Annotated in this window: 12 protein-coding genes; 6 read left to right on the top strand and 6 right to left on the bottom strand. The window is 41.2% G+C overall.

Annotated features, from left to right (window positions below; translation table 11 throughout):
- The first annotated feature begins 31 nt into the window (after positions 1-31).
- From MSG37_RS17720 to MSG37_RS17705, 4 genes are all read left to right on the top strand, one after another.
- Positions 32-1,069 carry a class I SAM-dependent methyltransferase gene (locus tag MSG37_RS17720; protein WP_248472004.1) on the top strand — a complete coding sequence of 346 codons (1,038 nt, stop codon included), beginning with the start codon at positions 32-34 and terminating at the stop codon, positions 1,067-1,069.
- Positions 1,070-1,426: 357 nt separating this feature from the next.
- Positions 1,427-2,596 (top strand): MFS transporter, encoded by a 1,170-nt coding sequence (locus MSG37_RS17715; RefSeq protein ID WP_248472003.1) that lies wholly within the window; start codon positions 1,427-1,429, stop codon positions 2,594-2,596.
- Positions 2,597-2,823: 227 nt separating this feature from the next.
- Positions 2,824-3,957: a 23S rRNA (uracil(747)-C(5))-methyltransferase RlmC gene (gene rlmC / locus MSG37_RS17710; RefSeq protein ID WP_348984464.1), complete on the top strand. Its 1,134-nt coding sequence runs from the start codon at positions 2,824-2,826 to the stop codon at positions 3,955-3,957.
- Between the two features lie 328 nt (positions 3,958-4,285).
- A complete protein-coding gene (locus MSG37_RS17705; RefSeq protein WP_012278778.1) occupies positions 4,286-4,495 on the top strand; it encodes a molybdopterin-binding protein in 210 nt (69 codons plus the stop codon).
- An 85-nt stretch (positions 4,496-4,580) separates the two neighbouring features.
- Here MSG37_RS17705 and MSG37_RS17700 read toward each other — a convergent pair whose 3' ends face one another.
- From MSG37_RS17700 to MSG37_RS17690, 3 genes are all read right to left on the bottom strand, one after another.
- Entirely contained in the window at positions 4,581-4,901 is a 321-nt protein-coding gene (locus tag MSG37_RS17700; protein ID WP_248472002.1) for a hypothetical protein, read from the bottom strand.
- A gap of 122 nt (positions 4,902-5,023) precedes the next feature.
- Entirely contained in the window at positions 5,024-5,557 is a 534-nt protein-coding gene (locus MSG37_RS17695; RefSeq protein WP_248472001.1) for a NifB/NifX family molybdenum-iron cluster-binding protein, read from the bottom strand.
- 2 nt (positions 5,558-5,559) lie between these two features.
- Complete coding sequence (locus MSG37_RS17690) at positions 5,560-5,850, bottom strand: DUF134 domain-containing protein (protein WP_248472000.1); 291 nt, start codon at positions 5,848-5,850, stop codon at positions 5,560-5,562.
- A 421-nt stretch (positions 5,851-6,271) separates the two neighbouring features.
- On the opposite strand from MSG37_RS17690, the gene MSG37_RS17685 reads away from it, so the two are divergent.
- Positions 6,272-6,949 carry a YoaK family protein gene (locus MSG37_RS17685; protein WP_248471999.1) on the top strand — a complete coding sequence of 226 codons (678 nt, stop codon included), beginning with the start codon at positions 6,272-6,274 and terminating at the stop codon, positions 6,947-6,949.
- A gap of 74 nt (positions 6,950-7,023) precedes the next feature.
- Here MSG37_RS17685 and MSG37_RS17680 read toward each other — a convergent pair whose 3' ends face one another.
- Positions 7,024-7,518 (bottom strand): peptidylprolyl isomerase, encoded by a 495-nt coding sequence (locus tag MSG37_RS17680; protein ID WP_248471998.1) that lies wholly within the window; start codon positions 7,516-7,518, stop codon positions 7,024-7,026.
- A 493-nt stretch (positions 7,519-8,011) separates the two neighbouring features.
- Here MSG37_RS17680 and MSG37_RS17675 point away from each other — a divergent pair, with 493 nt between their 5' ends.
- Positions 8,012-9,427: an aminotransferase class V-fold PLP-dependent enzyme gene (locus MSG37_RS17675; RefSeq protein ID WP_248471997.1), complete on the top strand. Its 1,416-nt coding sequence runs from the start codon at positions 8,012-8,014 to the stop codon at positions 9,425-9,427.
- A gap of 75 nt (positions 9,428-9,502) precedes the next feature.
- On the opposite strand, the gene MSG37_RS17670 is transcribed toward MSG37_RS17675, so the two are convergent.
- Together MSG37_RS17670 and MSG37_RS17665 are read right to left on the bottom strand one after the other, a co-directional pair.
- Positions 9,503-11,854 (bottom strand): GGDEF domain-containing phosphodiesterase, encoded by a 2,352-nt coding sequence (locus tag MSG37_RS17670; protein ID WP_248471996.1) that lies wholly within the window; start codon positions 11,852-11,854, stop codon positions 9,503-9,505.
- A 1-nt stretch (position 11,855) separates the two neighbouring features.
- The gene (locus tag MSG37_RS17665) at positions 11,856-12,782 is read right to left on the bottom strand and encodes a transporter substrate-binding domain-containing protein (protein ID WP_248471995.1); all 927 of its coding nucleotides are present in this window, start codon (positions 12,780-12,782) and stop codon (positions 11,856-11,858) included.
- Positions 12,783-13,324 lie beyond the last annotated feature (542 nt).

The following is a 13,324-nucleotide window of genomic DNA, read 5'->3' as shown; positions in this document are numbered from 1 at the left end:
CCCGACACCATTTCAAATGAGCCCAATATTTATGTCGATTACCTCATCGGACCCAACCGCTTTACCTCTTTCTCAGGTATTGGCCCAAGCTATCACTAAGCGAGCAGATTTTTTACAACAAGCTGCAACGCAACAAACAGATTGTTTCCGTCTATTTCACGGTACGGTTGAAGGGTGCAATGGGCTCAATATTGATCGCTACGGTAGCGCTTGGCTTATTCAAAGCTTTCATCAATCACTCACTGAAACAGAGCTAGCAGATATATCTGCACAGCTTAACCAGCTTGCTGAGTTACCGGTTGTCTATAACGACCGTTCAGATAAAAACTCGCGCGTACTAAATCGTTTATCTGATGAGTTACAAGAATTTGCCACAAGTGAACAGCAGATGCAGGAAAATGGCATCAAGTTCACCAGTAAGCTGCGCCATGAAGGTCAAGACCCATTACTGTTTTTAGATATGCGCATTGGCCGCGAATATGTCGCAGCTAATAGCGAAGGCAAAAGCGTACTAAACCTATTCTCTTACACCTGTGGTATTGGCACTGCAGCGGCTGTTGGCGGCGCGACACGTGTGGTTAACGTAGACTTCTCTTCATTTGCTTTGGCTGCAGGACGTAAAAATGCTGCCCTGAACCAAGCTGAAAATGTATGTGAGTTTATTCAAAGCGATGCCTTTCCAGCACTTAGACAGCTAGCAGGTTTAAAAGTGGGCGGCCGACGTAATCAAAAGCTACCTGCTTACCCAAAGCTACCAGCCACGCAATTTGACCTAGTGTTTCTCGACCCACCTAGATACGCTAAAAGCGCATTTGGCATTGTCGACTTAATTAACGACTATCAAAGCTTGTTTAAACCTGCATTGTTAACGACAAAGGCCGGCGGCACGATAGTTTGTTGTAATAACGTAGCCAAAGTTGACCGTGACGAGTGGTTTGCAAGTCTTGTACGTTGCGTTGAAAAACAAGGCCGCCAAGTAACCCAACATACTTGGTTAGATTGCCATAATGATTTCCCTTCATTTGATGGTAACCACCCATTAAAAATTGTCGCGTTAAAACTCAGTTAATAAATGCCAAAGGCAATGGTTTCAATCAAAGTAAACACAACATTTTAACCATTGCCAACCATATCAACACTCAAACACTAATAATCACCAAACAACACAAAACATTGATTTTAAATGCATCTCCCCTTCATCAAAAGAAACCCTCTCACTAAACATAGCAAACCCGTCTAAAATAAAAAGTGAAACAAAAATATTTACAGCTTAAAAATCATGCAGATAGAGCAATAAAAACCTGAAAAAATATTTTTTATTCACTAGTACATAAATTAAGCTTTACTTTCCATTTTAAAAGCATAAAATCCGCAAAATCAGACCAACCCTCAAACTTTCAAAAGTATCAATCTATAGGAGATAAAGGTGGACATTTCTGCCTGCAAACCACACAAAAACAGTACGTTCGTACCTGTTGCTGGTTTATCGTTTTTTGCTATCGCATCTGGCTTCTTAATGAGTCTAATTCCATTGTCACTCGCTTCATTTGGCATGGATAGCTCACTCGTGGCCTGGTTGGCTAGCATCTTCTATTTGGGCATTCTAGTTGGTACGACTTGTATTCAAACGATTGTGGCTAAAGTTGGTCACCGTTTTTCGTTAATGTTATTTTTAACCTTACTGACTTTAACCATAGTAGCCATGTTAGTTATGCCTACAGCTAAAGTTTGGTTAGCCGCACGCTTTGTTGCAGGTTTTGCTGTTGCTGGTGTATTTGTCGTTGTTGAGTCTTGGCTATTAATGGCCGACAGCGCCAAGCAAAGAGCAAAACGCTTGGGCCTTTATATGACATCGCTATATGGTGGCAGTGCTCTTGGTCAACTTGCTATCGGACCGTTAGGAGTTGATGGTGTTACCCCATTCCTGTGGGTTATTGGTCTGCTAATGCTAGCGATCTTGCCACCTCTTTTAGTTAAAAGAGGTCAGCCTGAAAGCCTAGAGCATAAGAAAATCAGTTTGCGTGAAGTCAGAAAGATCAGCTTACCTGCGGTGATCGGTTGTTTAGTATCAGGCATGTTACTTGGCCCAATCTACGGCTTAATGCCTAGCTATATCAATGGTCAATTTGATAGTACTGAACGCACTGCATTTTTAATGGCTGTGATTATTTTAGGTGGCATGTTAGTGCAGCCATTTGTGAGCTACTTGTCGACTAGAGTAGGCAAAAGTTTATTAATGGCGTTATTTTGCTTACTAGGTACCATTGGTATTGTTGGCATCGCAGATGGCAGCTCTATTGCCTTTATTACAGTAAGCTACTTTTTATTGGGTGCTAGCTGCTTTGCACTTTACCCGATTGCAATCTCACTAGCCTGTGAAACCATGGCTATTGAAAAAATTGTTGCAGCTACTGAACTTATGCTTTTGAGCTACAGTGTTGGCTCTGTGTTTGGGCCTGTGATTGCAGAGCACAGCAGTACATCTGCGCACTCTTTAATCACATACTTAGCTGTGGTGTTGCTAACCACATCAATTTATATGCTGATCAAAAGCGTACAAAACACCCGCAGTGGTCATACGCCAGCAATTGGTTAAGTCGTGCTAAACTTAGCATTCTTAAAAGCGCAGCAATAGCTGCGCTTTTAGTTTCTCCAATAAAATAACCCTAGCTTCAGCTCCACTAGGGGCGATTTTTTCGAAAAAAACCACTAAAATATGCCCTAATATTTAGCCTAAGCCGCTAATGAGCCCATATCTAACATATACAGTAGCTAAAATCGTTGTCCAATATTGTTCAGCTAACGCTTTAGAGAACCCAATCCGTGAAATGTGCCTACTTTGATCAACAGCAATGTCTTTCTTGTGTCCATATTCAGCAGGCTATGCCTGAGCAAGTTGAGGCTAAGTCGCAAGTATTAAGTCAGCTACTGAGTGAGTTTAATGTTGAGCAATGGCACAAGCCGGTATTTGGCCCAGACAGTGGTTTTCGCAACAAAGCTAAAATGGTTGTTCTTGGCGCAGCTCATCAACCTATTCTCGGTATTGTTAGCCCAAATGGGACGCCTGTCAGTTTATGTGATTGCAGCCTGTATCCAGAGGATATGCAACAACTGCTGCACAGGCTCGAACTGTTTGTTCGTCAAGCCGGTATACCGCCTTATAATGTAGAAAAAATGAAAGGCGAGCTTAAATTTATCCTGCTGACTCGCAGCCAAATTAAAGGTGAATACCTATTACGCTTTGTGCTTAAATCTCACAAGTCCATTGAGCGGATTGAGCGCGAACTACCGAAGCTATTAACTGAATTTCCGCAAATTAAAGTGGTTTCAGTAAACCTCCAGCCAACTCATATGGCGATTTTAGAGGGTGAAGAAGAGATATTTCTGACTGAAGAAACTCGCCTAGCTGAGCAATTCAATGACGTACCTTTATTTATACGCCCAAAAAGCTTCTTTCAGACGCATCCTGAGATCGCCGCTAAACTTTATCAAACCGCAAGAGAATGGGTCGGTGAACTCAAACCCAATTCACTGTGGGATCTGTTTTGTGGTGTCGGTGGCTTCGGTTTGCATTGCGCATCAAAAGAGATCGCGCTAACCGGCATTGAGATCTCTGCTGAAGCCATTGCATGTGCCAAGATATCTGCAACAGAGATGGGATTAGCTAAGGTTGATTTTACTGCTTTAGACTCAACAGACTTTGCCAATGGCCGTGATGCTGCCGATAAACCAGATATTGTAATCGTTAACCCACCAAGACGAGGCATAGGCCAGTCTTTATGCGAATCGCTCTGTGCTTTCGCACCCAATGCCATCCTTTACTCCAGTTGTAATCCGCACACTCTGGCTAAAGATCTGGCTAACATTAATGGTTACCGCATCCAAAAAGTACAACTATTTGATATGTTCCCACATACCGATCATTTTGAAGTGCTAGTGATGCTAATTAAGCAATAATCAGCCAAATATAATCATTGTCGCGGGCTTACACTGAGCTAAGCCTGCACATTTTCATCTTTCTGTTTAAGTGCCTTTCTACCCTCCAATTGCTATCCACTTGCTTGATTTCCCGTCACAACGTTATAAAACCCACCATTATTAACCTCCATTAAATTAGCAACATATGAACAACTAACCAGCAAAAGATGATTAAAATCACAAAAACATCGCTTTGAAACCAGCAAATGTGATCACAACCAAGATAATGCGACATATTGTCCTTTCGTGGATATCATTATATAAATAAGCCAATTATAATAATGACTTAACCATTAAGGACATACTTATGAAAATCAGCGCACGCAACACACTAAACGGTACTATCAAGTCAATCGACGAAGGTTCAGTAAACAACGAAGTTGTTATCGAACTAGCACCAGGTGTTGAAATCACTTCTGTTGTAACTAAGAAATCTTGCGAGCAACTAGGTCTAGTTGTTGGTGGTCAAGCTTACGCGATCATCAAAGCAAGCAACGTAATGGTTGCTGTAGACTAAGCGATTGCTTAAAAAGAAAAGCCGCAAACACTTATGTGCTTGCGGCTTTTTTGTATCAAAATTTCAATCTGCCTAGCAGTGGAGTCTATTGACTAACAATCGCCATAACCGAGCCAACAATAATTAATGAAATACCAAATAAAATTATATATTTCACCTTAGTGGCACGCCTATACGCCAATAATCCAGCGTATTGAACATCAATATGTTCAGCGTTTTCAAAACCGCGGCTTAATGTCCACGCAAACAAATTCATGCGCTCAGACGATAATATAAATCGCTCTTGCTTTGTTAACGTTCGCCAACACTCTATATCATGTTGTTTTAACGCTCGGTTAAGATCTGGCAAATCCATCAAGATCAGGCCAAGAAAAATAAATCCCGCACCAATCACTAGCACTGCCATAACGTCCTCCACTGACGAAATTGAACATTAATCGTTCACCTACTTAGCACTAACATGAAATATTTAGTGAAAAATGTAAAGTCAGTAACCTATAGATCGTAAGCCAATGTCGGTGTTAATCGCTATTTAACGCTCCTAAAGCCCGCATACATAACAGGAGAAATCGCTTTGCCACTCGCATCAGTGGCAACTGATACATGTTGAGGCACATGCAGTAATCTTGGCTCTAAAATGCTAGACGGGGTTTTGGAGCCGCTGCAACCACAGCCGCCACTCGAACCACCACAACAGCCGCCCTTTTTCTCATGGTTAATCGATCTGCGCCCTTGGCTCGCTTCCACTAAACGACAGCTTAAATCTTTCGCATTTGTCATTAACTCAGCAATACTCAGTGAGTTATCAGCTTGACTAACACTGACACCAGCATCGAGTAACTTGCCAAGCATGCGCTCACCAATAAACTGCACGATTACGATATCGGCCTTATGATCGGTAATCAGGTTTAACATCGCTTTTTTAGCGCTGCAGCCACCGCTCAAAGCAGGATTAGCGACTCGACTGATTAACTGTTGATGCTCATCATAAAACGCAATTTCAGGAGCCTTGGTAAAGTGAGTCGCCAAACGGTCACGGCTCATAGGGATAGCAATAATCATGATCATTCCTTATTCATATTCTGAGGTAGCAAAAGTGCCTGGCCTTGGGTCACCGCAGTGGCCACTTTTTTACGGGCGCTCGCTAATAAGTAACCAAAAGTTTGCCTTGAAATCCCCATTGATGCCGCCGCATCCAACTGACTCATTTTTTTGACATCACCTAAATTTAACGCTTCAAATTCATCCGCATCTAACTGGATCTTTTCTAACTGATGCGATGGAATGCCATTAGGTTTGAATAAGCTGCACGGCACACAGCTGGATAAATGGCGACACTTTTTAGGTCTAGACATGTTAATAGCCCTTAGTTACTTAATGGTGTATCAACAAGCACTTGCAACGATTAGGCTGCTAGCAAGTTATTGGCGTACGCCACAAACTATATTATTAGCAAGCTAGTTAAACAGTGGCTTAAGTCACACTAAAAAATATTACCAAAAGTTAAATCAGCAAACGTGGAAATAGCAATTGAACGCACAACTTTATCTGTAGCAATAAGGATTAATTAAGACTTGTTAGATATGCCATAAAATGGCTTCACTCACAGCGCTTTTGCGATCAACACTAGAGTTTAGTATGTTGAGAGTTGGCACAATATGTAGCGCTTATTAAGCGCAACATACCTCATCTTTCTAAAAGTTCAGTGACTAAGCCATTTTACAAAAATCTAAATCGGCTTGTTTTCTAACGAACACTAAAAACTAAGGCTATACAGTGATCTCTAAACTTCCCAAATGGGTGGAATACGGCGCTTTCATTCTGGCTTTCACTGCTGGTAGTGTTAATGCGATTGGACTACTCGGATTTGAGCATCAATCTGTCTCTCACCTATCAGGGACTGCCACCCTTGTAGGGACTCAGTTACTCAGCTCCTCTCCAACGGTACTGTTTCATCTGCTTGGCATTTTAATTAGCTTTATGTTTGGCGCGACCCTTTCAGGGGCATTTTTGTCGGGGAGTAGCGTTAAGCTTGGCCGCCATTACGACACGTTATTGTTAATTGAAGCAGGCTTTTTACTACTGGCAATATACTTACTGCAAGACGGTACTTATTACGGCCATTACATGGCCTCTGCGGCTTGTGGCTTACAAAATGCGCTGGCGACGACTTATAGTGGCGCAATTGTTCGTACAACTCATGTAACAGGGATTTTTACCGACTTAGGCATAATGCTAGGTGGCACACTAAAAGGGGAGAAGTTTGATAAGCGCAAAGCGATTTTATTTATGCTTATCATTGCCGGCTTTATCTCTGGCGGTGCCTTAGGCGCCGTTCTCTTTGCCAAACTGGCGTTTTTCGCGCTATTAGCACCTGCGGCTATTTGTATCGCGCTCGCCATAAGCTATCGCTTCTACAAAATCCACACACGCCAAAAAGAGAACCTAAAATAAGTGATTTGATATATAGATAACTGACTCAACAAATAGATAAGTGATTAAATCACTTATCTATTTTGACTACCGCATTATAGATTAATCGTCACTTTCTCAATGATAATCGCCTCTCTCGGCACATCATCATGATCGCCTTTAGAGGTAGTTTTAGCGCGGCCAATTTTGGTCACAACATCCATACCATTAGTCACTTGACCAAATACCGCGTAACCCCAACCTGCGTTGGTAGTAGCAGTATGATCTAAGAAGCTGTTATCGGCTAAATTGATAAAAAACTGACCTGTCGCCGAATGCGGTGCATCAGTACGTGCCATTGCGATACTGCCACGAATATTCTTTAATCCACGATTAGCTTCATTAACGATGGCTGCACGAGTCGGCTTCTCATCCATATCCACAGTAAAGCCGCCGCCCTGGATCATAAAACCTTTGATAATTCTATGAAAAATAGTGCCTTCAAAAAAACCATCTTGGCAGTATTTTAAAAAGTTTTTAGCACTAACAGGTGCTTTGTCAAAATCCAGCGTTATCTCAATATCGCCAAGATTAGTCGTAAATATAATCATTGGGTGTCCCCTTACTCAAAATTTGCCGCGAAGGTAGCATTTTTACGCCTTGCTGACTGTAAAAATTACTTAAACAGATCGAAAAACCTGACGCATATTGATGTGTGGGCTCAAGCCAGATCTCAAATATTTTAGTCTATTAGCAGCAATAACTTCGAATTTACAGCGAGCTATCTACTAACACTAGCGCTCAATCCCAACGATCTATTTGCTGTTGCAAATATCGACGAAATTAAGCAAACATTGAAAAATAACCCGATATACGCAACTCAAACTCGGTATTACACCACGCCAAACACAATAAAACTTACTGATAACAATAAACGTCAATTAAATGACTTAACTATTGATTTTAAAGTTTTTATGTCACTACACGCCATAAACTTATGCGGTATAAATCACGTTTAAATAGCAGGTTAACCAATAGAATAACAAGGCTTAATGAGATTTATAAAGATAAAGCAAAAAAGTAACTTTTCCTTGAGAATCAATCATGACTAATCAACAAAATAACTTATTAGACAGCAATCAATTACAAAACGAACAATTACAAAATAACGAGCGTCGTCGATTTTTAAAAACCACTACAGGCCTAGCTATCACAGCTGCTGGTGCCAGTCTTTTACCTGCTAGCGCCCATGCCTCTACAGATGATTTTAGTGAAACATTCCATGGTCACCATACAGACCAGCGTTTTTGGAACAAGGTGCGTAAAGAGTTCATCCTAAACAAACGCAATACCTATATGAACATTGGCACTGCAGGCACTATGCCTAAACGTGTATTAAAAGACTATAACCATGCCAATGAACAAATTTCGATTAATCCATGGAATAGCAATATTCCTACACTAGATTACGCCAAGCAAATTGCGCCAAGTTTTGGTGCCGCCCCACATGAGCTTGTGCTATGTCGTAATACTACTGATGGTCTATGTACCATCATTAACGGCTTACAGTTTGAATATGGCGATATCATTCTAACAACCAACCATGAACACCATGGTGTAACTACGCCGCTAAAGCATGTAGCTGAGCGCTATGGCGCCGAAGTCATTGAATTAGCATTACCTGTATACACTCCAGGTAACGATGTCAGTGTTGACGATTTTGTACAAGTATTTGCCGATGCCGTAAGCCTATATGGCAACCGCGTACGCTTAATGGTGTTCTCTCATGTCACATTCACTACAGGTACAACACTACCAGCTAAACAGATCTGTAAGAAAGTCGCGATTCCAAATGGCATCGTCACTTTAGTTGATGGCGCGCATACGCCAGGCATGTTCAATCTAGACTTTCATGATATTGATTGTGACTTCTACTCTGGCGCGGGTCATAAATGGCAGTGTGGCCCTGGTGCAACTGGCTTTTTATATGTACGTGATAACGCTAGTCGCTTATTTGAGTTCTGGAGCGACCGTGAAACACCACTATGGTTTATCAATACCTCATCTTCATCGGTTGAAGTACAAACTAAATTGCAATCTGTTGGCCAAGATAACTACCCTGCTAAACGTGCACTCGCTAAAGCCTGTGAAATGTGGGACGAGATTGGTCGAGATGCAATCGAAAAGCGGATTCTTGATTTAAGTGCTTTGTGTAAAGAAGAGCTTGCGAAGAAATTCCCTAATGCGATGATCTTCGCCCCTAATGTTCGTAAGCTATCCAGCGGTTTAACCACCTTCAACCCATTTGACGATTTAACTGATAGCGCCTTATTAACTGAGTTTCGCGATCGTCTAGATGAAGAGTATGGCTACATTGTGCGTACTACGTCTTTCTATCTTGATCCTAACGATAGCGTTAAAACCTATTCATTACGGATCTCAACTCATCTATTCCACGATGATGAAGATGTAAAAGGCTTAGTTAAAGCCATGAAGCAGCTTTATCGTGACATGAGATAATATCCATCTTACTAGGCCGCCCTATAAAGGGCGGCCTTTTCATTTATCTCAAAGTAAGTCATTCAATCTCGGCATTTAGGCTGGTTGCTTAAGCGCTAAAGACTCTTGATCACCTTGCTCCTCTAATAACAACTTAGTGAACTCGGCTGCAGGGACTGGTCGGCTAAATAAATACCCCTGACCAAATTCACAATTGTGCTCGCGTAAAAAGCTGGCTTGCTGCTCATTCTCAATCCCCTCAGCAACAACCTTTAGCTTCAATGACTTCGCCATTGCTAATATCGCCGACACTAAAGATTCATCTGATGAACTAGTGCTCATCTTATTGATAAAAGCCCGATCAATTTTAAGCTTAGAAAATGGGAATTTTTGCAGATAACTCAACGCTGAATAACCAGTACCAAAATCATCAATAGACAGTCCCACGCCAAGCTGTTTCAAATAAGACAGCATTTTCATCAAGCTATGACCTTGATCGATCAATAAACTTTCAGTCACTTCCATATCTAGTTGAGATGCAGGCAAACCCGTTTTAAGCAATATGTCGACAATGGTTTCCTGTAGCTGCTCACAATACCTAAACTGCACGCTGGAGAAATTAACCGCTACCGTTATTGGGCTAATCTGTTGCCAACTGGCGGCTTGCGTACAGGCCTCGAGCAATACCATTACACCTAGCTTATGAATCAAGCCGTTCTTCTCTGCTAACGGAATAAAATCTTCAGGTGATACAAACCCTAGTTCAGGGTCAAACCAGCGCATTAACGCCTCGGCGGCAACGATCTTGCGGCTTTTTAAATCTAGAATAGGCTGGTAATAAACCTCTATATCCCCCTGCTGAATCGCCTGATGTAAGCGCATATTTAGCATTAAATTGCGCTCCACATCTAAGTTCATGCTTGAGTCGTAAAAGCCAAAACCATTACGCCCCATATCCTTTACTCGATATAAAGCAGTATCAGCTCTTTTCAGCAATGTCGCCGCGTTATTACCATCCTTTGGATACATAGACATGCCGATACTGGTCGAGACAAAAAACTCTTGTTGCTCAATATGGAATGGCTGCTCAAATAGCGACAAGACACTGCTAGCGACGAGCGTTGCTGCATCTTGATGTTGAATATCAGGCACAATAACCAAAAACTCATCACCACCAAGACGGGCTACAATATCTGTACTGCGCACAGATTTAATGAGTCGAGCACTTGTTAGTTGTAACAGTTCATCACCCGCGTGATGACCAATGGTGTCGTTGATTTGTTTGAAGTTATCTAAATCGATAAACAATAATAGAATTTGGGTATTTTTAGCATGGGCATTTCTTATCGCCGCCTGTAGTTGCGTCATACCATGGGTACGATTTGCTAAGTTGGTTAACTCATCGTGGGTCGCCTGATAAGCCAACTTACTCTCTGACGCCTTACGTTTTGAGATCTCTTCATGCAATAAGCTATTTTGCTTAGCTAACTTTTGTTGCTGCTCAGAAGATAGGGCAACTTGGGTTTGTAAAATCAGGTTCTTATTGTTGACTCGCAGTAAATAAATCAGACCTAAGAACACAGGCAAAGCCAGTAACGAAATTGCCGCGATAAACCAAGTTGAAGTAAAAATATCTTCTTCGCTTACAGGTTCAAACCAGCTTTTTAAAGTAAATGGAGTGCCCAAAACATCTGTTTTAAAGTAGATCGTTTTTTGACTCGCCTTAGAAAAGTTAACACTGCCCTGCTCAATACTTAGTAAGCTTTCAGGTAATGAGTTCCACACCAAAATATCGCCAACGGCTGATTCCAATGTCAAATAGCTACCGCTATCAATATGCTCCTGAGTCGATAACATATTGATGATCACTGCTGTATTTAAACTAGCAACCAATACTGCAACCGGTTTATTTTGGTGATAAATGGTTTGTAATAACTGAACTTCAATGCCATTAGCGCCGCTAGCCAAATGTATTTTTTGGCCAAGGGTTTCCATCTGCTTTATCGGCAACTGACGAATATCAAAGTTAAGTTCAGGCTGGGAGTCAACAATTATGCTTTCTCCAAGCCCAACAATCAGCACTCGAGAATAAATTAGCTGATTATCCATTTTGTTCGATAAGCTAAACTGATCAATAGTCTGAGTTAGGCTAAACAAGCTCGAACTTAAGCCATATCGCAGCGACATCCCCGCCGCTAAATTTGAAAAATAAGTATTTACATCTCGCTGCTGGCTTAGATTAGCGACATTTTTCTCACTTGCAGCAAAAAAGAAGCTCAAGTTTTCGGTGTAATTGGTTACCCTGAGATTAAGCGCACTGTTTTGTGACTCTCTTAAACTGCTTTGGCCTAAATTGGTCACGGTTAAGATCAAAATTAAATAGGCGCTAAGTAACACCCCAGCAATGATGATTGCTGTTTTACTGTTAAACCATTTTAAGTGTTTCATATTAATTCTGAATACCAACTGCCGCCGTTTCAAAGTAGTCTTGGTAATAATGGAAAACGGTAGGGTAGTACTTTCTGACTAATTGGTTATAACTACCATCAGCACGGATCTGCTTTAGGTATTGATTGAAAGCTGCACGTAACTCCGGTGAGTTTTTTCTAAAGCCAACCGCCATTCTCTGATCCTCAGAAATCGGACCAATGACTTTGATTTTATTCGGCCATTTCTCTATAGCAATCAGCGAGTCGGCGACATCGAGTAAAGTCGCTTCCGCTTCAATATTGAGTAAAAATGGCACCATCTCATTCAGCTGTAGCTGCTTAGTAGGTAAAATAACATTGGCTTGCGCACCTTCAAGATCATAAAGATCCGGATCTAAGCAAGATTGTTTCATTGCCAGAATATCGCGATCTTTTAATAACCCTCTGACCATTTTTATATCATCAAGCAATGAGTCACTTGGCTTTATTGGAGTAAGACTTGATTGAGTGCGAGCAACCAGCCAGACGGCTGAAGGAAAGTAATCGTCAGAAAAATCAACCAACTCACTTCGCCAATCTAAAATAGTCAAACCGTTAGCAATAATATCGCCAACGATAGGTTCAGGCTTCGAATAAACAACTTTATTATCAACAAACTGACCATTTCTTCCTGTCAGCATGCCGAATACGCTTGTCCACTGCGCCGGAACAAACTCATACTTAACGCCAAGATGCTCGGCGAAATTCTGCATCAATTCGATATCAAGCCCGCTGTGGTTAACTTTATTTCCCTCAACATATTGAGACACGAAATTCGCATAAGGCACGCCTAAATGACGCAGTACGCCTTCGGCTTTAATCTCTGCAAGATCTCTTGCCATCACCTGAATAGATGATGAACTACAGATCAAAAATATCGCAAGCAGGAATATTCGCTTTAATTTCACAGGAAGCCTCTTGATAGAGCCCGACGATTTAAACATCGTTCTAGGTAGGATTTTAGGTCGAGAAGTATAACCACAGCCATTGCAAAATCCGCGACCTAGGCAGCACTTTGAATAATCATGATAAGATTTCAACATGGATCATGATTAAGAACAAATAAGCATATAGAAAACAGTAATATACAAACCAAAAACCAACTAAATCTTTACAAAAAAGATGCCAGAAACAGTCAATAAAATGGCTAATGTCAACAAACGCATCACTAAAAATAAGAGCATATTTTGCGATGTTGGATCTGTAGTAATAACCCTTTCTTTAATCACCATCACTAATCAGATAATAATACCAATTAGTATCAAAATTTGATCGGCCTAGGTAGAGCAACTGCTTATAGTGATTGGTATAAGCAGTCGTTAACCGGAAATTGACTCCACGAAAGACGGAATTAGCACTTGAAAGTTAAACATGTAAAAGATCCACCTTCTGAAGAAGGTGGCTTTGATATAACTCCCTAAAAGGGAGCTTTCCTACCGTGCGTTAACAA

It is taken from the genome of Shewanella sp. 1CM18E (assembly GCF_023161665.1).
GTDB lineage: Bacteria > Pseudomonadota > Gammaproteobacteria > Enterobacterales > Shewanellaceae > Shewanella.
This window is presented reverse-complemented; position numbering and strand designations above follow the sequence as displayed.